The sequence below is a fragment of the Arcanobacterium canis genome (genome assembly GCF_029625435.1).
Taxonomy (GTDB): Bacteria; Actinomycetota; Actinomycetes; order Actinomycetales; family Actinomycetaceae; genus Arcanobacterium; species Arcanobacterium canis.
Genome location: NZ_CP121208.1, coordinates 398,166 through 422,279, shown reverse-complemented (window position 1 = coordinate 422,279; position 24,114 = coordinate 398,166). Strand labels below are relative to the sequence as shown.

The 24,114-nt window shown below is 54.9% G+C and carries 19 protein-coding genes; 6 read left to right on the top strand and 13 right to left on the bottom strand.

Annotation, left to right across the window (positions count from 1 at the left end):
• Nucleotide 1: 1 nt before the first annotated feature.
• The 3 genes from P7079_RS01815 to P7079_RS01805 are packed head-to-tail and all read right to left on the bottom strand — an operon-like array spanning nt 2 to nt 2,828.
• A complete protein-coding gene (locus tag P7079_RS01815) occupies nt 2–1,078 on the bottom strand; it encodes a sensor histidine kinase (RefSeq protein ID WP_278013139.1) in 1,077 nt (358 codons plus the stop codon).
• Nucleotides 1,071–1,751, bottom strand: a complete 681-nt coding sequence (locus P7079_RS01810; protein ID WP_278013138.1) for a response regulator transcription factor — start codon at nt 1,749–1,751, stop codon at nt 1,071–1,073. The genes P7079_RS01815 and P7079_RS01810 overlap by 8 nt, the downstream gene beginning before the upstream one ends.
• A gap of 51 nt (nt 1,752–1,802) precedes the next feature.
• Nucleotides 1,803–2,828: an adenylate/guanylate cyclase domain-containing protein gene (locus tag P7079_RS01805; RefSeq protein ID WP_278013579.1), complete on the bottom strand. Its 1,026-nt coding sequence runs from the start codon at nt 2,826–2,828 to the stop codon at nt 1,803–1,805.
• A 68-nt stretch (nt 2,829–2,896) separates the two neighbouring features.
• On the opposite strand from P7079_RS01805, the gene P7079_RS01800 reads away from it, so the two are divergent.
• Complete coding sequence (locus P7079_RS01800) at nt 2,897–4,552, top strand: DUF885 domain-containing protein (RefSeq protein ID WP_278013137.1); 1,656 nt, start codon at nt 2,897–2,899, stop codon at nt 4,550–4,552.
• Nucleotides 4,549–5,241: a Maf family protein gene (locus P7079_RS01795; RefSeq protein ID WP_278013136.1), complete on the top strand. Its 693-nt coding sequence runs from the start codon at nt 4,549–4,551 to the stop codon at nt 5,239–5,241. The genes P7079_RS01800 and P7079_RS01795 overlap by 4 nt, the downstream gene beginning before the upstream one ends.
• Nucleotides 5,242–5,301: 60 nt before the next feature.
• Here the strand turns inward: P7079_RS01795 and fdxA are convergent, their stop codons facing one another.
• From fdxA to typA, 4 genes are all read right to left on the bottom strand, one after another.
• On the bottom strand, nt 5,302–5,619 hold the full coding sequence (fdxA, locus tag P7079_RS01790; protein WP_278013135.1) for a ferredoxin: 318 nt from the start codon (nt 5,617–5,619) through the stop codon (nt 5,302–5,304).
• A 154-nt stretch (nt 5,620–5,773) separates the two neighbouring features.
• On the bottom strand, nt 5,774–7,594 hold the full coding sequence (locus tag P7079_RS01785) for a VanW family protein (RefSeq protein WP_278013134.1): 1,821 nt from the start codon (nt 7,592–7,594) through the stop codon (nt 5,774–5,776).
• Nucleotides 7,595–7,638: 44 nt separating this feature from the next.
• Nucleotides 7,639–7,983, bottom strand: coding sequence for a hypothetical protein (locus tag P7079_RS01780; RefSeq protein ID WP_278013133.1), 345 nt, complete (start codon nt 7,981–7,983; stop codon nt 7,639–7,641).
• Complete coding sequence (gene typA, locus P7079_RS01775) at nt 7,980–9,902, bottom strand: translational GTPase TypA (RefSeq protein ID WP_278013132.1); 1,923 nt, start codon at nt 9,900–9,902, stop codon at nt 7,980–7,982. The genes P7079_RS01780 and typA overlap by 4 nt, the downstream gene beginning before the upstream one ends.
• Nucleotides 9,903–10,018: 116 nt before the next feature.
• Here typA and P7079_RS01770 point away from each other — a divergent pair, with 116 nt between their 5' ends.
• Both P7079_RS01770 and P7079_RS01765 read left to right on the top strand, forming a co-directional pair.
• Entirely contained in the window at nt 10,019–11,107 is a 1,089-nt protein-coding gene (locus P7079_RS01770) for an alpha/beta fold hydrolase (RefSeq protein WP_278013131.1), read from the top strand.
• Nucleotides 11,108–11,293: 186 nt separating this feature from the next.
• Nucleotides 11,294–12,019, top strand: coding sequence for a PH domain-containing protein (locus tag P7079_RS01765; protein ID WP_278013130.1), 726 nt, complete (start codon nt 11,294–11,296; stop codon nt 12,017–12,019).
• A 72-nt stretch (nt 12,020–12,091) separates the two neighbouring features.
• Here P7079_RS01765 and P7079_RS01760 read toward each other — a convergent pair whose 3' ends face one another.
• The 6 genes from P7079_RS01760 to P7079_RS01735 all read right to left on the bottom strand — a co-directional run bounded on the left by P7079_RS01760 (nt 12,092) and on the right by P7079_RS01735 (nt 21,981).
• The gene (locus P7079_RS01760; RefSeq protein ID WP_278013129.1) at nt 12,092–13,822 is read right to left on the bottom strand and encodes an ABC transporter ATP-binding protein; all 1,731 of its coding nucleotides are present in this window, start codon (nt 13,820–13,822) and stop codon (nt 12,092–12,094) included.
• Nucleotides 13,819–15,702 carry an ABC transporter transmembrane domain-containing protein gene (locus P7079_RS01755; RefSeq protein ID WP_278013128.1) on the bottom strand — a complete coding sequence of 628 codons (1,884 nt, stop codon included), beginning with the start codon at nt 15,700–15,702 and terminating at the stop codon, nt 13,819–13,821. The genes P7079_RS01760 and P7079_RS01755 overlap by 4 nt, the downstream gene beginning before the upstream one ends.
• 336 nt (nt 15,703–16,038) lie before the next feature.
• Complete coding sequence (locus P7079_RS01750) at nt 16,039–17,727, bottom strand: ABC transporter family substrate-binding protein (RefSeq protein ID WP_278013127.1); 1,689 nt, start codon at nt 17,725–17,727, stop codon at nt 16,039–16,041.
• Nucleotides 17,728–17,905: 178 nt separating this feature from the next.
• Nucleotides 17,906–20,029, bottom strand: coding sequence for an ABC transporter ATP-binding protein (locus tag P7079_RS01745; protein ID WP_278013126.1), 2,124 nt, complete (start codon nt 20,027–20,029; stop codon nt 17,906–17,908).
• Nucleotides 20,026–20,976: an ABC transporter permease gene (locus P7079_RS01740; protein WP_278013125.1), complete on the bottom strand. Its 951-nt coding sequence runs from the start codon at nt 20,974–20,976 to the stop codon at nt 20,026–20,028. Before P7079_RS01740 ends, P7079_RS01745 begins: the two co-directional genes overlap by 4 nt.
• 3 nt (nt 20,977–20,979) lie before the next feature.
• A complete protein-coding gene (locus P7079_RS01735; RefSeq protein ID WP_278013124.1) occupies nt 20,980–21,981 on the bottom strand; it encodes an ABC transporter permease in 1,002 nt (333 codons plus the stop codon).
• A 287-nt stretch (nt 21,982–22,268) separates the two neighbouring features.
• Here P7079_RS01735 and lipB point away from each other — a divergent pair, with 287 nt between their 5' ends.
• Together lipB and P7079_RS01725 are read left to right on the top strand one after the other, a co-directional pair.
• A complete protein-coding gene (gene lipB, locus P7079_RS01730) occupies nt 22,269–23,027 on the top strand; it encodes a lipoyl(octanoyl) transferase LipB (RefSeq protein WP_278013123.1) in 759 nt (252 codons plus the stop codon).
• Nucleotides 23,024–24,085 carry a lipoyl synthase gene (locus P7079_RS01725; RefSeq protein WP_278013122.1) on the top strand — a complete coding sequence of 354 codons (1,062 nt, stop codon included), beginning with the start codon at nt 23,024–23,026 and terminating at the stop codon, nt 24,083–24,085. Before lipB ends, P7079_RS01725 begins: the two co-directional genes overlap by 4 nt.
• The last annotated feature ends 29 nt before the right edge of the window (nt 24,086–24,114 follow it).

Genomic DNA, 24,114 nt, shown 5'->3' with positions numbered 1-24,114 from the left:
CTCAGCGTCGCTTCCTGCGTGGAGTCGCGAAGACGAGCGAACCGGTAGGAAGAACTTGAGCTGGCGCAAGGGAAGTGGGAACGCACATCAGCGTAATCGTAAATTCAGCCGGCGCCATCGACGTCAACGTTAACCGGCCACCGTCAGCCTGGGCCAGTTCACGCGCGAGCGCAAGGCCAATACCAGTTGATCCTGCACCCGAATATCCTTTGTCAAAGATATCGTCAGCGATTTCGGGGGCAACTCCCGCACCTTCGTCACTGACTTTGATATTCGTATGCCGTCCAGAAGGCGTGGCGCTGACGCGTGTTTCACCGTCACCATGAACGAGAGAATTTTCGATGAGAGTCGCCAGCACCTGGGAAAGCGAACCTGGCGCCGAGAGGACGGAACACTGGCCACCGACGAAGGTCAGCGTGCGCCCCTCTGCGGCAAACTTTGAGCTCCATTCGGCTTTCTGCTGAGCGAAAATGGTACGCACATCGGTGGGGCGGGTCGATACCTCACGTTGTGCTCCCCGCATCAACTCATTGACGACGCCGGTGAGACGTTCAATTTGTCCGAGTGCAGCATCCGCTTCCTCACGCACCTCATCGGAATCTGTCAGATATTGGATTTCTTCCAGGCGCATCGAGAGTGCTGAAAGTGGTGTGCGAAGCTGATGAGCGACGTCGGCAGAAAACTGGCGCTCTGCGCAAAGACGAGCGGCCAGACGATCCGAGGTCCGCTCGATCTCCTGGTAGACCAAGTCGATTTCTTCGATTCCCGTGGTCGCCACATGTGGACGGACATGGCCTCCGCCGAGCTGTTCGGCACTCGCCGCCAAATACACCAACGGAGCAGAAAGTTCGCGAGCGCGGCGCACCGCCATCGTGATCCCGACAGCAAGTGCAAGGAGCGACAGGATAACCATTCCCAGCACAAGTCGGCCAATTTCCCAGATCATCTGGTAATGCCAGTTATTTTCAACGAGCTGGGCCGAAAGATAGCTGGAGGCGAAAAGCGTGGCTGGAATGCCCAGGATCAAAACGGTCACAGCAACAACAGCCGTGATCTGGCGAACCAGAATTTTACGCATTTTCGAACCGGAATCCCATGCCGCGGACAGTCGAAATATAGTGCGGATGAGCAGGAGTGTCGCCGAGTTTACGACGCAACCAAGAGATGTGCATGTCAAGCTTCTTGGTGGACGTATCCGCGCTGTCTCCCCAAACTTCTGCCATCAGGGCGTCGCGGGAAACAACGCGTCCGGCATTACGCACAAGAATCATCAGAAGCTCAAACTCTTTTCCTGTCAGTGACAGTTCCGCGTCAGCGAGGTAGGCGCGGTGTGCCACTGGATCAATTTTCACGTCCTGGGCGCTGAGCGTGCCGACGGAGCTTTCCGACGGCGAAGAGCGGCGCAGCAATGCACGCACGCGAGCGAGTAGTTCTGCCAATCGGAATGGCTTGGTGACGTAATCATCGGCGCCAGCGTCGAGCCCCACCACCATGTCGATTTCTTCTGTCCGGGCAGTGAGAATCAAGATTGGTACGGCGAGTCCGGCATGGCGAATACGCCGTGCCACATCAAGGCCGTCCATATCAGGTAGCCCGAGATCGAGGATCACGAGATCGACGGGAGCCGCGGTAGCAGCAATTCCCTCTGCTCCACTCGACGCGGCCACCACTTCATAGCCTTCGCGCGTGAGAGCACGAACCAGTGGATCTGAAATCGCTGCGTCATCTTCTACCAGCACTACTTTTGCCATACTGCAACTCCTCTCAGCGCATTTTTCTAGTTTACCGGTGAATACGGAAAACTAGGCCAACTCACGCAAAGTAAAAGTTGCCACGGTTCCAATTCCACGCAGATCAACATCGTCGGAGGACTCAACTGACAGCCCCGGCTGCCCAAGTTTGGCGACGGCGGTGGCCGTGGCATCGTCGAGGAGGACGCCACCTTGCGGAGCGATCGAGCACAAACGCGACGCAAGATTCACATTTGGTCCAAAGACGTCACCGAAGCGCGACAGCACCCCGCCCCAAACCAACGATGCACGGACGTTAGGTATGTCCGGAGCGTCGTTCAGAGCACGAATGAGTCCGGTGACTGCACGTACAGCCGTGGGAAGATCGTCCGCGATGTAAAGCACCGCATCGCCCACCATTTTTACTGTGCGCGCGCCATAAGACGAGATCACATCGCGGCACGTGAATTCGAAGGTTTGGATCAGTTCGGCGAGTTCGTGGGGCGTGAGCTTTTCCGATGTGTGAGTGAAGCTCACCAGATCGACAAAGCCAAGTGCGCGCATGAGAGGCATCTCTATGCCCTCATTGAAGTGCATGTTCTCAAGTTCGACTTCGGTGCGTCGCAAAAAGGCCGCCACGTGGCGGCGCCACGCGTATTTCATCTGATACATCAAGAAGTCTTCGTATTGGCCGAAGTGATCGAGCACGTAGTAACGAGCGGAGATTTCGTCCACCCCAAAGCGTTTCGCTGCCATCTCAACGAGCGCTTCATACTGCCACAGCACTTGACGATCCGCGAAGTAGGACTGGGCACGAATGAGGGAGTTCATGGCCGTAGAATCAGCACTGCCCAGGTTCGCCATTTCCTGGTGTGCTCGGATCACGTCAACGTCATAATTGGTGAAGATCATTTTCTCTTCGTCACCGATGGCGGGGAAACCCATCGAGCGCCAAAACATCCGAACAACGTGTTTTGAGGTGCCTGCGCGTGCTGCAGCTTGAGCGAGGTTGTACTTCGGCGCTCCATCAGTGAGGTGACGCGTATAGCGTTCCACCTTGCTGATCTCCGGCTCCTTATCATTATCTGTGGCTCCCATCACAGAGCAATCTTAGCAACTGAGACACGAGTGTCAAAGGCATACCCCGAGCACGCTAAAATCGTCATATGACTTCTACTATTGACCATTTCGCAAATGCTTACGTTCAGAAAATCCTGGACACTCAGCCTGAATATGTCACCAGTCTCGGGCGTGCTGGTGCCGATGAATCCACGTTCTCCGACCTATCATACGCCGGCGAAGAAGCTCGCGTTGATTTTGCCCGCTCAGAACTAGCTGAGCTGGTAAAACTTGAACCAGAAAATGAAAACGACGAAATCACTAAGGCAGCTCTTTCTGAATCTCTCGCGCTTGAGATCGAATATTTTGACGCCGGCGAATACGCCGACATCAATAACATCGCTTCAACCATTCAAAGTACTGCAGAGATCTTTGATCTGATGAATCACGAGACGGACGAAGATTGGGCAATGATCGCGCGCCGTCTTGCCGCAGTCCCCGATGCACTGGCCGGATACCAGGACGCCCTGGCGCATCGTGCCGCTCACGGAGCTCCGACAGCCGCCTACCAAATTGAGCTTGCAATCAAGGAAACCGCCCAAAAAGCTTCCGAGCAGAGCCAGTTTGTCGAGCTTGCACAACGTGGCGCTTCGGCGTCGCCCATCAACGCCCAGCCACTGAAAGAAGGAGCCGACGCAGCACGCGCAGCTTACGCACGTCTGTCCGATTTCCTTGCCAAAGAGATCGCTCCACACGGCACTGAGAAAGATGCTTTCGGCTACGAACGCTACGAACGCCGGATCCGCACATCGACAGGCGCACGTCTGGATCTTGATGAAACGTATGAGTGGGGCATCAGTGAGCTTGAGCGTATCGTGACTGCACAAGAGGACGTTGCGCGCACACTTTATGGCGAGGGAACCACCATTGAGGAAGCAATCTCGCGTCTGAATGCAGATCCAGCTCGCCAAGCGCATGGAACTGACGAACTCCAGCAATGGATGCAGCACACCGCGGACCAGGCTCTGGCTGACCTCGACGGTGTCCATTTTGATATCCCCGGCCCCTTGAAGACGATCGAATGCATGATCGCACCATCAGGTACCGGTGCAATCTATTACACCGGCCCGACCTCAGATTTCTCTCGCCCTGGTCGCATGTGGTGGTCAGTGCCAGACGGCACGGACACATTCAATCTCTGGCAAGAGAAGACGACGGTCTATCACGAGGGCGTTCCGGGCCACCACTTGCAAGTTGGCTTGGCGACGTACCTTGCCGACTCACTCAATGACTGGCGCCGAGAGCTGTGCTGGAACTCGGGTTCTGGGGAAGGATGGGCTCTGTACGCCGAAGGTCTCATGGCCGAACTGGGCTACCAGGACGATCCAGGCGACTACATGGGCGTGCTGGATTCCGAGCGTCTGCGCGCGTCTCGGGTGGTTCTTGATATCGGCGTCCACTTGGAAAAGCCTTCCCCCGCGAAGTACCGTCACATCAACCCTACGTGGAATCGTGAGGTGGCATGGGAATTCCTCAAGGACAATGTGGCAATGGATCGCTCTTTCCTCCAATTTGAGCTCAACCGCTACCTCGGATGGGCCGGTCAAGCTCCGTCATACAAGATCGGACATCGCCTGTGGCAGCAAATGCGTGCCGAAGCTGCAGCAGCGGCAGGCCCTGATTTCGATCTGAAGGCATGGCATATGAAAGCACTCTCGCTAGGCTCTGTCGGTTTGGATCTGACAGCGAAGGTCCTGCGATGAGACTTCTCCTCGCTTCCGCGTCTCCTGCCCGACGTCAAACTCTCCTCAGTGCTGGTATTGACCCATGGGTGGCAGTGTCCGATGTCAATGAAGATGCAATCTTGGACGCTTTGAAGAAAGACGATCCTCATGTCGATCCTCAAACCCAGGTTCAAGCACTTGCGAAGGCCAAGGCAGACGCAGTTTATGAGCTAGTAAAGGAGCGCGCCGCTGCTGGCGATACCGTTCCCGATGCTCTGGTGGCATGTGATTCGATGTTTTCTTTTGACGGCGAGGTGGTCGGAAAACCACATTCCGCGAAGGCCGCCTTTGAGCGTCTGCGGAAGATGCGCGGACGCAGCGGTGAACTGTTCACCGGACACACGGTGATCGACATTGCGAGTGGGCGTTACGCATGTGCAGTGTCGAAAGCTGTCATTCATATGGGCTCGATGAGTGATGTCCAGATCAAGGCGTATATCGCCACTGGTGAACCATTGGAGGTGGCCGGTTCCTTCACAATTGACGGTGTGGGTGGCCCCTTCATTGACTCCATCGAAGGTGACCACCACGGTGTCGTCGGAATCTCTCTTCCAACCGTGCGTAAGCTCATGGCAAGCCTCGGACTAAACATCATCGATTTTTGGCAGACAGATGCCGGGCGTCCACGCCCGGTTGATCCACCTGTTCAATATTTCGATCTCGCATGACAGTGTTAAGCATGAATAACACTGAGGGGAGCAACTCATCGTTGCTCCCCTCAGGACATCTCAGGCATTGGGTGGCAGGGCCTCAATAAAAGGGTGATCCTTGCCAGTTGGCCCAAGCTTGGCAGCGCCGCCAGGCGAGCCCAGCTCGTCAAAGAATTCCGAGTTCACCGCCATATATGGCTCCCATTCTTCGGGCACATCGTCTTCGTAGTAGATCGCCTCAACTGGGCAGACTGGCTCACATGCGCCGCAATCGACACATTCACCAGGGTGAATGTAGAGCGTACGCTCGCCTTCGTAAATGCAGTCCACAGGGCACTCATCCACACAGGCGCGATCCTTCACGTCCACGCACGGTAGCGCGATAATGTACGTCACGTTGACCATCCTTCCACTAAGTCACTGCGCTCAAGTCTAAGCGGGAAAACTGCGCCTCCCAAGCGCTCGGCATGATATTTTCGGCAGAATTTTCTTCCCTATTTCATCTCAACCAGCCCATTGACAACGTCGCACACCGACGTCGGCGGAGAAATCAACCGCAACGAACGGCATCGACAGGCTGGTAGGTCCACACGTACGAAGAATTCTCCGCAACCTTGCCGGCGCGTGAAACGGTACGACCGACCTTGACTGAGAATCCGGGGCCGCCTGCTCCTGATGCTTCGCAATCGGCCGCCTTGTTCACGCGAGTCGTTGGTTGCTTGTAGGCATAGGGCGAGCCTTGATGAACCTTGACGTCCCAGTACTTTGTGGACCACAACTTCGTGTGAACCTGACCACCGGATACCCAGGTATCGATTACGGCTCCGTAGGGAGTGTTATTTTCCCAGATCATCTTGATCGTCGGCTCCCAGAGCGTGGCTTCGAGACCCATCGGGTAGCGCGAGAAATACTTCGAGTGCGGCTGGTGCGAGATGTCTTTCATTCCGGAACGGTATCCCACATTGAATGTGTTGGTTGACAACTGGGATAAGCCACCGCCCATTGCCGTTGAGTTAAAACCATTCGACACTACACCAGAAGACACAAAACCGTGCGCTGCATCAACATCGCCGAGCGCTTTTCCAAGATCGAATCGTTCACCGGGCTTAATGAGCGTCCCGCTCACCTTTTTGGTGCCGACAATAAGATTTGTGGTGCGCACAGAGTCTGAGGTCAACGGGGTCGAAATTTGTGAGACGACTTCACTCACGCCAAGTTTCTTCGCATCCTCAGTGGTGAATTCTGCTTTCTTAGTGGATACCTTCGCCGTGAGCTGACGTTTGCCATCCACTGCGAGGAGATCAGCAGCAAGAGCCTTCGCATCGACCGTCTGACCATCCTTCGAGGGAACGATCCTCACACTTGAGTGATCAACAATCTCGATACGTGCATCTTGAGGAGCACCAAGGGAATCGCCAACCTTGCTCACGACGAGTTTTTCTAGGGCAGCCTCATCTACCGAGAGCTGCGGATTCGCCCCCTTGCTCACTTTAAGGACTGTTGCAACTGCTGCCGGATCGAGGTCAGCGGACTTCTGCCCCACCTTCACGGAGACATTCGACCCCAGCAAAGGCGAAATTTTTTCGTCCACGAATGCATTCAGCTCTTGAGCTGTCACCTTCGGCGCAAGTTCATCAACCGGCAAAGTGATCGGCCCACTGGTTCCGAGCCATCCCCGCAAGACTTCTGTCTTCGCTTCGCTGAGCTTGATCTCATGCCCCGGCTTGTCGGGAGTAACGTGAGCTTTGCCTCCCTCAAGTGAAAGGGTGGCATCAACGGGGTTTGCATTCGTCTCTTTTGCAGCACCAGCGAGGACCTTCGTGAGCTTTTGGTCGTTTGCACTCAGCTGTGCCGGGACATTTTTGACACCGGAAAACTCGGCAATGATTCTCGAAGGATTCATCGTAAATCCAATAAGCGGTTTCATCGTGGCGTCGTAGTCAATCGCCATATCCATCGCGACAGGATCAATTTTGGTGGACTTCTTCCCTGCGATAACTTCACGTTTGCCATGGAGTTGATCGGAAAGCTGGGCACCAATTTTCTCCTTGGCATCCTGCTCCGACAGCCCACCAACAGGGACACCTGCCACCACCGTTCCAGAGGCGATGTGCCCGCCTAGGTAGGCTTGGGTGCCGACGTAAGCAGCTGCCACAACTGCTGCAGCGCCGACGACGAACGGCCATTTGCGTTTCTTCGCCACGGTCATGTTGTCCTGATTCTCTTGAGCCGGGTGTACGTCAGACGATGTGTACTCGGACTGTGGTGCCGTGTCACGTTCAAATTGCTCGCCATCGTCTGCTGGCGTTGCTGATCCGTCACTGTACGTGCGACGACGCCATGCGTCGAGAAGATTATCGTTCTCAGACACGTGTCTTACCCCCGTTTCATGCACATTAGGCGTGGATATGTGCGTTATAGTCCGTCTTTTTTGTTGAAGAGTTTAGCAATGCTGAGTCCAGCGATGGATGCAAAAGCAGACAAAATGATCCATGCAACCGAAACGCCGGCAGTGGCCGAAGCGTAAATATCGTTTGCCGGTGGGGCCAACAGCAACCACCCTGTTACTGCCCAAACACCAAGTCCGTATCCAACCCAACCAGCGATACGCGCACGCTCAGCAACGGCCCATCCACCCGCTGCCACCAAAAAGAAACCAACAACGAGGCCCACCCAGGGCGCGCTCAGAGTCCCAGCATGAGTGACCACACCGATTCCACCTGTTATCGCCCCAAGGAGGGCCCCGATCATAAATTTCACTTACCGGCCGCCCGCTTCTTACGCGAAGCCTCGCGGAAACGATCTTGAGAATTCAAGATCACCTTACGCAGACGGATCTTCTCTGGCGTGACCTCGATGCACTCGTCGTCGGCAGCGAACTCGATCGACTCCTCAAGCGTCATATGATGGCGTGCCTGAAGAGTTTCGAAAACATCTGCAGTCGCCGAACGCATATTGGTCATTTCCTTGGCCTTAACGATGTTGACATCCATATCTTCATCGCGCGAATTCACACCAACGATCATGCCTTCGTAGACTTCGTCACCTGGATCGACGAAGAATGTTCCGCGATCTTCGAGGCGCTGCAACGAAAACGCCGTCGCCTGGCCCTGGCGGTCCGACACAAGAGAGCCGGTGGTACGCGATTCGATCTCGCCCGCCCACGGCTTGTAACCCTCAGAAATTGAGGCAGAGATGCCGGTTCCACGTGTTTGTGTCAGGAATTGAGTCCTAAAGCCAATCATTCCGCGGCTCGGCAGAAGGAACTCCATGCGAACCCAGCCTGTGCCGTGGTTCGTCATAGTTTCCATCTGGCCTTTACGGGCAGCCATGAGCTGCGTGACGGCGCCAAGGTACTCTTCAGGAACGTCAATCGTTGCACGCTCCCACGGTTCATGCACTGCACCATCGATCACTTTACGCACAACCTGCGGCTTACCAACAGTGAGTTCGAAGCCTTCGCGACGCATGGTTTCAACCAGAATTGCAAGCGCAAGCTCGCCACGATCCTGGACTTCCCATGCATCTGGGCGGTCAGTGGGAAGCACACGAATCGAGACGTTACCGATGAGTTCCTGCTCAAGGCGGTCACGAACCTGCGAAGCAGTGAGTTTGTGCCCCTTCTCCTTGCCTGCGAGCGGCGAAGTATTGATTCCAATCGTCATCGAAATCGAGGGATCATCGATGCGGATCTTCGGCATGGGGCGCGGATCTTCGAGATCCACAAGAGTCTCACCGATCATGATGTTCGGCATCCCTGCAACGGCGACAATGTCGCCCGGGCCAGCTTCCGTGGCGGGGATACGCTCAAGACCCTGCGTGCGCAAAAGTTCAGTGATGTGGACGCGTTCCATATCCGAATCTGGGCCGTTCATCAAACCAACCCAGGCACCCTTGGTCAAAGTTCCGGAGTAGATGCGAACCAGAGCAAGGCGTCCCAGGAAAGGCGAGGCATCGAGATTCGTCACCTGAGCAACAAGCGGAGCTTCTTCGTCGTACTCCGGAGCTGGAACGTATTCCAAAATCGTACGGAACAGCGGCTCAAGGTTCTCCGACGCCGGCAGCTCGCCGTCGGCAGGTTGCTCCAGATCCGCACGCCCAGCCTTCGCCGACGCATAAACAACTGGAATTTCAAGGAGTCGATCGAGATCAAGCCCCTCAGTATCTTCGATATCAGAAGCCAAGGAAAGGAGGAGATCTTGAGTTTCATCAACAACTTCGCTGATGCGAGCGTCTGGACGGTCAACTTTGTTGACCACCGTAATCACCGGCAGGTTAGCTTCGAGAGCCTTGCGCAGGACGAAACGGGTCTGCGGCAACGGTCCTTCTGAAGAATCGACGAGGAGCACCACGCCATCAACCATGGACAGTCCGCGCTCAACTTCGCCAGAAAAGTCAGCGTGGCCCGGGGTGTCGATGACGTTAATGAGAATGCCATCTGGGGAGCCAAACTCGGCTGCAGAGGGTCCCTTGTAAGTAATCGCGGTATTCTTCGCAAGAATGGTGATGCCCTTCTCACGCTCAAGATCTCCGCTGTCCATGATTCGTTCGCCGGTCTTCTCCACCGAGGTGTGCGCATCGAATGCGCCGCCCTGCCAGAGCATACCGTCCACCAGGGTGGTCTTGCCGTGATCAACGTGTGCCACGATGGCCACGTTACGAATACCGTTGCGCTTCATTGATGTCCTTTGCATTAAATCTTGCCGTGCGCAACTTTACGCGGATCATGACGAACGCCCAAGACGTCGCGGGTAAAGTGCGATGAAATAAACACGTTTCAGATACCATGAGGTGTATGACACATCCGCGTTCTGTTCCTTTTCGTTGCGGCTTTCTTGCGCGTCCTCCCGACGTCGGGGCCGGTTACGATGAAACGAGCACCTCTACCGGTGCCCAAATCTATTTTGAAGAACACGGAAATCCTGACGGTATCCCGGCTTTGTACCTCCACGGCGGCCCAGGTCGCGGCTTGGGAAAGCGCGGATGGACTGAGCTTTTCGATCCACACGTGTGGCATTTGGTGGGAATGGATCAGCGCGGCTGCGGGCAATCTACTCCCCACGCCAGTGACCTGGGCGAGGATCTATCGTCCAACACCATCGGTGCGCTTATCGACGACATTGAGGCATTGCGGATTAACCTTGGAGTGGAACAGTGGGTCATTTACGCAGTGAGCTGGGGAACAACGCTCGCCCTGGCGTACGCTCGGGCTTTTCCGCAGCGTGTGCGAGGCATGGTCTTGCTTGCACTGACAACCACGTCACGCTGGGAAGTGGAGTGGATGAGCCAAAACGTTGCCACTGTTTTCCCCGAGGCGCATTTTTCCCTCGAACAAGCCGTTGTTCGCCTCGAAGCTGAGGTAGCCGCACTGGAACGTCTCTTGCGAAAAGGCGAGCCGGAGGTGGACGAGGTGGACGTCGATCAGTTGCGTTTCATTGAGCGCGTTGCGCGACTTGTTTCTTACCCGGACTCTTCGGTTCGCGAGCGCGCGATCCGGGCCTGGTTGACGTGGGAGGATGCCCATGTTTCACTGGGGATGCAGTGCCCGCAGCCACCTGCTCCTCGCGCCGACGACGCCGACTTCGCGATTCTCACTACCCATTATTGGGCTCATGACGGTTTCTTGGACGTGCCGTTGCTTCGCGATTTGGGCGGGGCAGCCGCAATCGAAACCGAGATCATCCACGGGCGCATGGATGTTTCTGGTCCGCTGGGAACCGCATGGCGACTTTCTCGCCTCATGCCGAATTCACGCCTGACAGTGGTTGAAACGGAGGGACACGGCGGGCCGGAGATGATCGCACATGCGCAAGCAGCGCTCGCTCGGATGGCACAATCTGATGGCCCGAGGCAAGCGAGCACACCAACAATCATTTCGCACTAACAATTTCATCTTCTTCAATGTTGTGACGAAAGCTGTTGCATCGAAGAAGCGTGAGAGTCTAAGCGAAAGGAGGAAATCTAGAGCAAAACTACCCGACGCAGGCTTTGCCCCATGCGTCTGATAGCCGATGTATGTATTTCCGCGGCGCCCTCGCTGGATCCGGCGAAAACTGCCACAATAGAGAGCATGAAACTTCGCCTCGTGGGAAATGGTTATCGCTTCTACGCCTATGTTGGATTCGCGATGGCTGCAGTGATTGCTGCGGCATCAACATATAACGGCGGCCTGTGGGAGCTTGCCCAAACGCTTCCACTCATCGTGCTTGTCGCGGTAGCAGCGTGGGTTTTCTCGTTCCATTCCTTTGTTGAAATCGGCCCGGGTGGACTCACTGTGGTCAATATCTTCCGCACGTACCACATTCCGTGGAACGACATCGCAGGGACCGAACGCCGGTGGGGCCTGTATATTCACCTGCGCACGGGCCGAAAAATTTCCGTGTGGGCAGTGCCCCAAAAAGCGGGTGTCTTCTCCAGCGCGAAGGCGAGCCGAATCCGAGGAGTTCGCGGTGAAGGCGGTTACCATGAGCGCCGCGCTTCAGATAGCGAAATTTCGCGTACCTTGCGTGGGCAGGACGTTCCGAATATGTCGAGTGGACGAAGCTCGCACCACGAGGACGCCGTCAACTGGGACTGGTCTGATCGCCTGGAAAAACGCACGGTTTCACTGAGTTGGGCCGCTCGAGAAATCGACGAGCGCCTTGCGCTGTATCGTAACAATCGCGAAGCCCGTACCCGTCTGGACGCTCAAGCAATCGACTTTCCAAAAGTGACGACGACGTCGTGGCAGCCACTGCCGATCGTCTTGCTCGCTGGTAGCGCACTTGCCACTTACGCAATGATTTATACTTGGTAAGAAGCCGCAATGGATGAAGAAGGTGGCCGCCCCCTGGGGCTGCCACCTTCTCCACTTTCCTGTCATGAGTTCTCAATCCTGCTGCCAAGCATGCCACAAAGAGGCATACTCTCCCCTAGCGCTCACCAACTCATCATGTGAGCCAAGTTCACGCACCTGGCCATCAACCATCACCGCAACCCGATCAGCGTCGTAGGCAGTGTAGAGACGGTGTGCAATCGAAATCACTGTGCGTCCCTCAAGCACACGGTTCATCGCCTGCTCTGCACTTCGAGCCGCCGTCGGGTCGAGAAGCGAGGTTGCTTCGTCGAGAATCACGATTGCAGGGTCCAGTAACACGATTCGGGCGAGTGCAAGCTGCTGAATCTGGGACGGCGTCAGGTCCTTTTCTCCTGACCCGACCTTCGTTTCCAGCCCGTCCTCAAGCACGCCTACCCACGACGCATCGACAATGTTGAGCGCCCGGCGCAATTCCTCGTCGGTGGCATCCGACTTGGCAAAACGCAGATTGTCCGCGATCGTTCCTGCGAACACATGGTTTTCTTGCGTCACCAATGCACACGTCGAATGCAATTCCTTCTCCACGATGCGGGTCACTTCCACGCCGCCTACCGTGATCGACCCTGAGTCAGGGGCATTCACACCAGCAATGAGCCGTCCAAGTGTTGATTTTCCTGCACCTGAAGGGCCGACGATCGCAAGGCGCTCACCTGGCCGAATATTGAGGCTGACGTTATGAAGCACGGGCCGACCGTCACGATACGAAAACGACACATCCTCAATCACGACGTCGTCGGCCTCAGGCGCACTCGCACTGGCCACGCGATCAGGAGGAACCTGCCCGACACCGAAGATACGAGCCAGAGCCACCGACGCGAACTGGAGTTCATCGATCCACCACCCGAATTCAGCAACAGGCCACCCTAGCTGCTGTGCGTACAAAGCAACAGACGTCACCGCGCCAGCAGTGGCAAGCCCAAGGCCTACCATCCATGACCCCCAGAGCACTGCCAGAATCATTGGAACGGACAAAATAATGAACGTTGACCCGACGTAGATCACACGCATCCACGAGGTGTAACGCTCGTTGTTCCACGATTCCTCCAGAAGAACCATGAAGCGTGCCATGCGTGAACGCTTCATCCCCAGCGCATCCACCGTGGCAGACTGTTCAACAGTCTCCGTGATGTCACCAGAGAACTCAGCCATCAGTGCTGAGGAGGCCAGGTACCCGGCAACTGTGCGACGCAAGTAGCGACGAAGCGCAAATCCGAACGGGACGAAAGCGATAACGACGACGATTCCCACAGCTGGCGCCACCACGAACGCGGCGACAACCGTCGTAATCACCTGGATCGACACAACCATCAACCGTGACAGCCCGGATCGGATGAAGAATTCCACTCGGTTGACATCTGCGGTGGTTCGGCCAAGAAGATCACCGGTTCCTGCGGCTTCAACAACCGACAGCGGCAGATGCGTAATCGTTTCAACAAGCTGCACACGAAGCAGATTGAAGACCTTTTGTCCGAGCACACGCGCCTTATAATCAGCAAACCAGGCAGTCAAGGACTGCAACACCACTGCTGCAGCGAGCACCGTGATGTACCAGCGCACCACATCGCCGCCTTTGCCTTGAGCAACGGCGTCGAAAGTTGCACCGATCACCCACGGGGTGACGACGGCAGCACCCGCTGTGATGAGCTGGATCGTGATAGCCACAGCGAATTCAGTCTTAAAGTGGCCGAGAAGAGCGAGGAGTTCACGCACGATTGTGCGGTTATTTGCGATAGGGAGCTTCATCGGTTGCCCTCCTCATCCTCCGCTTGGTGAGCATCATTCGTTTCGTTTGCGTCTTCTTGCCCAGCGGCGCGATGAATAATCGCACGGTAACGCGGGTCAGTAAGAAGTTGTTCGTGTGTGCCGCGAGCCAGCTCGACGACGCCACTGTCACTTCCCTGCTCACCAACCAGCACAACTTCGTCGGCCATGCCGAGCATAATCGGCGAAGCAGAAACGACGAGGGTTGTTGCACCTGCACGGGCCATTGACAGGCGCTGCGCGATGCGCGTTTCCGTGTGCGAATCAACTGCCGACGTCGGCTCAACGAGGATGAGGATCGGCCTGCGGGTGAGCACGGCTCGCGCAAGTGCAACGCGTTGGCGTTGGCCACCGGAGAGGTCACGGCCACGCTCAGCGATCTGACCATCTAGTCCAAATTCGAGCCCCTCAACGATATCGGCACCGTCGGCCACATCGATCGCGGCGATGAGTTCTTCTTCACTCGCCGCTTCTGACGATTCCTTGTGAGTCCGGCGGGCAATTCCGCCTGCAACATCTCCCATCTGCTGGGCAATCGTGCGGACCTGCGGGGCCGCTGCGTGACCTGCGTTCAGATTCGAGCGCAGGCGCCCTTGGAAAATCTGAGCCACTGCGTCGGACAGAACAATGTTTTGGCGCACCTGAGCCAGTGGCACCTCACGTAGATCAGCACACTCGTCGTCGCCGTCGTCGTCCATCCATCTCAGACGTATCTCCTTGGCGTCGTCGGTACGAGCAAAACGCTCAGCAATTTCAGCTGACTGCGTAGGGTTGGCACACACCAGCATCGTCATTTTTCCGGGGGAAATCGCGACCCCCGATTCGACATCAGTCAGTTCAGCGGTAACCCAATTTGGGTGAAGCTGTGCATTCGCACGCGCGTCGGATGTGTAAGGAGTAAGTGTCGAAACCTTGACGATACGATCTGCAGCAACACGCGCATCGGAAATCGACTGGAACATCTGAGTCGCTGTTGACACCGGAACAACCAGGTACGCCGAGTAACCGTAGAAGGCTACCAGTGATCCAATCGTGAGAGTTCCGTCAACGACCTCAGCTATTCCCAAACCAACGATCACGGCAGCAAACACTGACGGGATCGCAGCGTTCAAGCCGAAAAGGGTGGCCTGAAGGCGCGCAGCATCGATGCCAGTTTCTTCGACCTTTGCCGATTGAGCGGCGTAACGCTCGTTGTAGATGTCCTCACCGCCAACCCCTCGAAGCACACGAAGCCCGGCGACGGCGTCTGCGGCAAGGGTGGTCAAGGCGCCGCGCTCTTTGCGGTTAACGTCGAGTTTGGCCTGGAGTGGGCGAACCATTCGTGACATGCCGACGATCACGAGAGGCAATCCAATCACCACGATCAGTCCCAGGCGTGTGTCGGTGAGGATCATCAACACCGCAATCACGGCGAAGGAACAGGCTGCCCCTACGGCATTGGTGATGGTGTACATGAGCGAACCGACTTTTTGTGCGTCAGTTGTTGGCGCGGCAATAGCCTCGCCAGTGGGCATCTTTTCTTGTCCGCCGTCACGAACAGAGGACAAGGAATCCACCATCTGTTTTTGCCAACCGAAGTTTGCGCGCATCCACGTCACCATACTGAGCGCTTCGGCCAATGCTCCTGCAGCACGAAAAACGATCACTGCCAGGAGTAACAAGGAACCGGGGATGAGGGCGGCCGTGAGGCCGCGTTCAATTCCCGAGTCCAGCAGGATACCAAGTGCCCACGGCACTAATGCGGAACCGACGAACACCGCGATTTGAGCGGCCGAAGCAAGCACAATCAAACGCCAGTTATAAGTGATTGTTGTACGCAACGGATGTTCAGTATCATAAGCCGGAATTGAATCGACACTCATCCAATGCGGGAATTTGCGTGGGGTGGGACCGACTTCGAATTTTCTTAAATTGATAGATGCAGGGGTATTTTTCTTCTGCCGCATTATTTCTCTCTCAACCCACTATTGGGTCATTCATCTCTTCACCCATCGTTGGGTATCACTTCACTGACAAGGCATACGCCATCAGTGCCAAAACACTGGAAATAACCACACACGTGTGCGGGAGCAAGGCTCGAAGCTGCTCAAGAGAAGAGAAGATCAATCATAGAATCAGCATAACGTAATGATCGGGAATGATGCAAAATTCGGAGATATTCACCGTCCCAACCGCTCGTTATCAACCGATAAAATCGATCACTTCATGAAACCGATGTTCTCCGGAAGGAAGGTCTCAAACTGGGTTGCACCAATGTTCGCAAGATCCTTGCGGACACCGGTCAGAGCCGGACGGTAGTAGAGCGGAAGGTTCATGCCAGCTTCCCAGATCTTCTTATCTGCTTCATTTGCGAGCTTACGACGCTCGTCCTGATTAAGCGTTGTCTTGATCTGGTTGAAGAGCTTGTCGAGCTCAGGGAGCTTCTGACCGGTGAAGTTCGATCCACCGTCAGAGCCGTAAACCTGGTTCAGGCTGCTTCCCATTGGGAAGAGCGTACCAATCCAGGAGAATGCAATGGACTGGAACTTGCGCTGATCAAGTACCGGACCAAAGTCCTGCTGAGGGGTGTTTTGCACCTTAACCTCGACACCGATTTCCTTCATCTGATCCTTGAGGATCGCCGCCTCATTCTCCGAGGCCGGAACACCGGTCAAGGCAGAGAAGGCGAACGAAGCACGCTTGCCGTCCTTTTCGTAGAATTCGCCGTTCTTCTTGTAGCCAGCATCCTCGAGGGTCTTCTTTGCTGCTTCAGGATCGTACTTGATCGCGTGATCTTCGTATCCGATCTGGCCTGGGAGGAAGATGTGGTTACCAAGCGAAATATCGAGCTTCGCATACGGAAGGCCAGCAAGATCAGATGCGATGATTTCCTTAGTGTTCACACCCTGGAAAATAGCCTTGCGCAGTGCTGGATCCTCGAGCGCGGAGCCCTTGGCAGCATTGAAGGTGAAGTGACGCCAGGTGGTAGAGGCAGACATCTTGATGTCAGCGTCTTTACGCTTCTTCGCGGTCTCATACTGAGCCGCATTGGCGATATCCTCGTACACGTCGATCTGGCCTGAAGCAAATGCGCCGGGGAGCGCCTGGACGTCAAGCACGCGGAACGAAATTGTATCGAGGAGAGCTGGCTTACCCCACCACTTATCGTTGCGCTTCATGATGATGTCACCAGTGCCCGCGTTCCATGAATCAACGATGAATGGGCCAGCACCGTACTGCTTAAGTTCCTTGGTTGGATCAGTCCACGACTTGAACTTCTCCGGTGTATCGATACTCTTCTTTGCCAATGGGGCATTCAGAGTGCCCATCCAGTCTGGGTACGGGTTGGAGAAATCAATCTTGACCTGGTATTCGTCCTTACCCTTGGAGATGGAAGAGATCTCAGCCCAGCCACCGCGCGAAGCAACGTTATTCTTTTCGTTCAGCCACGCCTTCCAGGTTGCCTCGTAGTCTTCCCATGTAATCGGTGTGCCATCATTCCACACGCCCTTTGGATTAAGGTCGAGTGTAATTTCCATTGCGGTGCCCGCAGGAAGATCCTTGTCCTTCATTTCGTACTTGGTGAGGTAATCTGGGTTGATATCCACCTCACCTTTTTCCGAGACGATCCAGTTATTCGGCATCGTGTAGCCGAAGAGTGTGCCATTGTCTTTTTGAGTACCCTCAGCATGTCCGTACAGGAATTGCGTGAGCTTGCTCGAAAGCGCAAGGTTGAGATTTCCGCCCTGCTTGAGCTTCGCGCGATCAACACGAGTAACATCGGAACCTGGCAGGGCTGGCTTGTCACCAGAAGCGCCATTCTTGGAGGCATTGCCGCCACCACAAGCGCCGAGTACGAGGGCGGTAGCCGCGACGAGCGCAATGCCTGCTGTCTTCTTAACTTGCATATTTATGGTCCTCCTTTAGGACTTTCATCGAACTCCCCTTCCGGATCACCGGAGAGTGGAAACCTTTGGCTTGTGCAACCTTGGGATATGCCGAAGAGTTTCCACGAACTTTATCAAACGAAACCAGAGTGTGGTTCATTTGTTCAGTATGCGGAAACTCTTCGGCACATCTTGATGATCAGAAAACTTTCAGTGGTCGATGGTAATAACAGGCCACTTCGTGGTCTTTTCCGATCTTCTCGCTCTCCGGATGGGCACCTTCACAATGGCTTTTTTGCTCCGGCGAAAGTGTCTCATATAGTGGACAACGGGTCACGAAACGGCATCCCGTTGGCGGGTTAGCCGGCGATGGGAGATCCCCGTTGAGGAGAATGCGCTCACGAGTACGTTCCTTTTCCGGATTCGGAATAGGAATGGCCGAGAGCAACGCTTGCGTATATGGATGCTCAGGATCGTCGAAAACGGAGTTCACATCACCAATTTCAACAATCTTGCCCAAGTACATCACTGCCACACGGTCAGCGATATGACGGATCACAGACAGATCGTGAGCAATGAACAAGTAGGACAAGCCAAGCTTGGAACGCAATTCGTCGAGCAGATTGATGACACCAGCCTGAATCGACACATCAAGTGCGGAGACCGGCTCATCGAGAACGATCAGCTTCGGTTCAAGCGCAAGCGCGCGTGCGATACCAATGCGCTGCTTTTGTCCACCCGAGAAGTTACGCGGATAACGATTAACGTGGGCAGGCTCAAGACCCACCATCCCCATCAACTCTTTAACCCGCTTTTCGATCTGCTCCTTTGAGTATCCGTTGTACTTGAGAGGCTCAGCAAGGATATCGAAAATCGGCATACGTGGGTCAAGCGCCGCCATTGGATCCTGGAACACTACCTGTAGATCCTTACGCAGATGGACGCGATCCTTCTTCGACAGCGTGGACGTATCCTTACCCAACACCACGATATTGCCGTCTTGCGGCTTGGCCAGGTTCAGCACTTCCATCAGTGTGGTTGTCTTACCTGAGCCTGATTCACCAACAAGACCAAGAGTCTCACCGACGCGAATATCAAACGACACCCCATCAACAGCGTGAACGTCCCCAACCTGACGACGGAAGACCGCTCCCTTCATCAACGGGAAGTACTTGCGTAGATTATCTATCTTCAGTACCTGCTCACGCTCTTCACGGGGAGTGCTGTATGGAGCAGGCAACACTTCAGGTCGTGGATAGATATCCGTGTAGTGGGAATCTTCGTGGCGAATATCGTCTGCACGAATACATGCCACTTCGTGAGGCATCGACGATGACGAACGCACACCCTTCAACACCGGCTCACTGTCAAGGCACTCAAGTTTTGCTACAGGACAGCGAGCAGCGAAGGGACATCCAGTCGGTTCAACGAGCATCGACGGCGGGTTACCTTCAACTGCCGCCAGCTGGTATTCCTTCTTTGAGTCAAGACGCGGCAATGATCCAAGCAAACCGATGGTGTACGGCATTGCAGAATGATGGAAGATCTCCGACACATCACCCTTCTCAACAATGCGTCCGGCATACATCACAGCAACCTTGTCAGCAATGCCAGCAACTACACCAAGATCGTGCGTAATCATGATGATCGCCGCACCGGTTTCCTTTTGAGCTTTACGCAGGACATCGAGGATCTGAGCCTGAATCGTCACGTCGAGAGCAGTTGTTGGTTCGTCGGCAATGATCAGATCAGGGCCGTTCGCAATCGCCATTGCGATCATCGCACGCTGGCGCATACCACCTGAGAACTCATGCGGGAAAGCCTTCACGCGAATTTCTGGGTTCGGAATACCGACGATCTTGAGTAGCTCGACTGCACGCTTATAGGCCGCCGTCTTGTCTATCTGCTGATGGATCATCAGTGCTTCAACAATCTGATCACCGATCGTGTAGACGGGCGTGAGCGCGGAAAGCGGATCCTGGAACACCATGGCAATCGCCTTGCCACGCACATCGGAAAGAAAACGGTCGTCACGGCCAATGAGTTCAGTACCATGTATCTTCACTGAACCAGTGATATGTGCGCTAGCATCATGCAGCCCCATAATTGACAGCGAAGTCACGGACTTTCCTGAACCAGATTCCCCCACCAAAGCCATCACTTCACCGGAATTGACGCTGAAATTCACTCCGCGTACGGCATGCACCAGACCGTCCTCAGAGGGGAAAGAGACGTTGAGGTCAGTGACCTCAACGACGGGGACTCCGGCCTGTGCCACCGGCAGATCGTTTGATTCGAACGTTACAGTTTCTTTCTTACTCATGCTTGTCCTCCAGACTTGGAGCTCGGATCGATCGCGTCACGCAGGCCGTCGCCGATGAAGTTCACACACAAAAGCATCAGCACAAGTGCGCCAGCAGGTGGCAGGAAAATCCACGGTTGTGTCAGGGCTGCGGTTTGGCCGATTCCGATGAGGGAGCCCAGGGAAACTGCCGGGTACTGAACGCCAAAGCCAAAGTAGGAAAGGCTTGTCTCAGAGAGTACGGCTCCCACCACGCCCAGAGTGAAGTCAATAATCAACCACGATGAAAGGTTCGGCAGAATGTGCTTGACGATAATCACTCGCGACGGCACAGACATGTACTTTGCGGCATGAACATAGTCGAGGCCTTTAATGGACATCGTCATTGCTCGCACTACTCGAGCGGTGAGCATCCACGAGAAGATCGCCAAGAAAACAATTAAGAACAGAGTGGACCATGCAGACTTGGCAAAACGCTGCGAGAAAATAGCGATGAAGAGGAAGGATGGGACCACCAGAAGAAGGTCAATAACCCACGTTCCAACTTTATCTACCCAACCACCGAAGAACGCGATCGAAGAGCCGACAAGAGCAGCAATCGACGTTTGCAGGAACGCCACCGAGAAGCCAATAATCATCGACTTACGTAGACCTTCAACTGTCAAGGCCAGCATGTCACGACCCTCCTGGCTCGTACCGAAAATGTGGCCTTCGGTACCTGGAGGAGCCAAGAAATTCACGCGATCACGGTCAATATAGCTCCACTGAAGGAAATATGGCAGAAAGACTGCAAGCAAAACCAACGCCACCAAGCCAACGACGCCGGCGACCGCGAGTTTATTTCGCATGAAACGGCGGACAATCAGCTGGTTACGAGTCAAGCGCTGAGTGGCTTCAACACGTTTCTGCGTTTCTGCTGAGACCTTCGCCTTTACTTCACGAGTTTCATCAGTTCTCAAGTTTCCCATGGTTCATACCCTCACTCGCGGATCGATAGCGGCGATCAAGATGTCCGAAAGCAGGGCGCCTGTCAAAGTACAGGCAGCCGCAAACGAAACCACTGCAACCGTTCCATTCACATCAAGCCCCTGGATAGTTGTGATGGAGTAAATACCCATTCCTTGCCACCCGAAGACCTGCTCAGTAATCGCCGCACCCAGGACGAGACCCGTAATACCGAATGCGAAGAAGGTGGCAATCGGAATCAGCGAGGTGCGCAACGCGTGGTGGCGTACAGCGCGCCCAGAGCGCAATCCCTTCGCACGAGCAGTGCGCACATAATCAGCACCGAGAGTATCGAGCATCAAGTTACGCTGGTAACGCGAATAGGTTGCGATTCCATGGAGGGACATCACGATCGTCGGCAGAAGCAAATGCTCAGCTCTATTCAGGAGTAGTGCGAAACCCTCAGGTTTAGGCAAAGAATACGGCCCCGTGAAGTCAAGCTGGTATCCAGTGGTTTGGCCGATGTATGTGGCAAGCATCTGTAGCAAGATTGCGAGAACGATTGACGGAGTCGAAATCACCAAAAGCGAGATGAAGGTGATGGTGCGGTCTGTACGAGAATACTGTCGTACTGCGGTCCATACACCGAGAGCAACACCCACAAAAACGCCAACGAAAAATCCGATGAATACCAGTTGCAGCGAAATCGGCACACGGTTAGCAATCTCTGTATTGATCACTTTTCCGTCCGGGCTCATTCCCCAGTCGAAATGGAACAAAACATTTTTCAACCACACGCCATAACGCTCCCAAACGGGGGTCAGTGGGTTGATATTTCGTTCGAAGAGTGTGGCATCCACACTCTTCGTCACCTGTGCAAGATCCACGTTCTTACCCGACAAAAGTGCGTTTTCAATGAGCTTTGAACGTGGGTTTAACTGTGTGCCGGCGATGAAGTACGCCATTGTTGTTGCCATGAACAGCAACAACACGTAATTCGCGATTCGCCGCAAAAGGTATCTCAGCATGCGAGGCTTCCTGACTCGGGGAAGAAAGTGTGCGGCCCCGCGAGGATCGCGCACTTCCGATGGGTGCAATTATGCGGAAATAATACGTCATAGCGTTCATCTCCACCCGGCGCGAGACAGTTCCCCGTTCGTATCCGACTCACTTTCCGGTATCCCTATATATGCATGAAAATGCGATACAGGACTTTTACAGCCTAGTTTTCTGCTCGCCCCTAAGCAACTCAGGCTTGGCCAGACTCACACTTTTCCACCTCGAATCCCTAGGACTAAAGGAATAGGCTGAGTGGGTGCATATCGTAAATTTGCTCGATCGAGGGCCCCAGGATTACATGACTGTTGACGCATTACAGCGCCATTTTCACGCACAAGTGGCAGCCGGTCAGCGCGAGGATACATTCATCGTATGGGAAGCGAAAGATACCTACACTGCGGGACGTCGCACACAGCCACAGGACATTCCAAATAGCGAGATTCCCGTGATTGCTATGGACCGTGGCGGCTCAGTGACCTACCACGGACCAGGCCAACTCATCATTTATCCCATCATTGCTGTCAGGCCGCCAAAAGATGTGGTGGCCTTCGTCCGCAACACAGAACGTGCGCTCATGGACGCCATGAAATTCATCGGGTTGAAAACCTCTCAAGTCAATGGCCGAAGTGGTGTATGGATCCTCCGCGAAGGCGAAATGGATCGAAAACTCTGCGCAATTGGCATCAAGTTTGCCTCCGATACCACCATGCATGGCTTAGCCTTCAATGTCACCACTGACCTTGAACGCTTCATGCAAGTTATTCCTTGCGGACTTGCCGACGCTGGCGTAGCCACACTTGCCCAGGAGGGTTATGACTTCTCCTTGGAGAAAGTTGCGCGTCTGCTTATTCCTTACCTTGCTCGCGCTTATCAACCCTTCCGCCGCGAAGGCCGCAACAATATCGAACTGGTTGACGACGACGTCGCCTCTCTCCTTGACGACGTTGCAGCCGGCGATACTCCTCTTCCCCAGAACACGGGTGTTGCCTGGCACCCTCGAAAGGACACAAAATGACCACTACCACTCCCCCCATCGGGGGAACGCACCATATGTCCAACGAGCGCATCAACCCCGGTTCACGCCGTCTACTGCGCATCGAGGAAAAGAATTCAGCTACCCCAATCGAACACAATCGTCCTGAGTGGCTCAAAACGAAGGCTACTGTCGGCACAGAGTACGAGGACATGCGCTCGCGCGTCAACGGAGCTTCTCTGCACACAGTGTGTGCCGAAGCGAATTGCCCCAACATTTACGAATGCTGGGATTCGCGCGAGGCATCGTTCCTCATCGGCGGTGATACCTGCACCCGCCGTTGCGACTTTTGTTTCATCAAGACCGGACGTCCAGACACGTATGACCGCGGCGAGCCTCTGCGTGTGGCACAGTCGGTGAAGGAGATGAATCTTCACTACACCACCATCACAGGTGTCACACGCGACGATCTCGAAGATGGCGCTTCGTGGCTCTATGCTGAAACTACTCGTTTGATCCACAAGATGAGCCCGCAGACCGGCGTCGAGCTTCTCATTGACGACATGCGCGGCGGCGCCCCCGCGCTCAAGCAGGTCTTCGATGCAAAGCCTGAGGTTTTGGCCCATAATCTCGAAACCGTTCCACGCATCTTCAAGAAAATTCGTCCCGCTTTCCGTTATGAGCGCTCCTTGGATCTCATTACGTTTGCCTCAGAATCAGGTTTGATTACAAAGTCAAACCTCATTTTGGGGATGGGAGAAACGAAGGACGAAATCATCTCAACGATGCAGGATCTTCACGACGCTGGCTGTGATCTTCTCACGATCACCCAGTATCTGCGTCCCTCTCCATTGCATCACCCAATCGATCGCTGGGTAAAGCCAGCTGAATTCGTGGAGTTTTCACAGATTGGATACGAAATGGGCTTTGCCGGAATCATGGCTGGCCCACTTGTGCGCTCTTCATACCGTTCGGGTTCGCTGTGGGCACGCGCAATGAAACACAAGGGCCTGGAAATCCCGGAGCGTTTCCAAGGCATCGGCACCACCGACACGCCCGCGTACCAGGAGGCTGCATCGATCCTCAAACGAACTCACTGATCACACTCTGAGCCAGAGTAGCGAACACC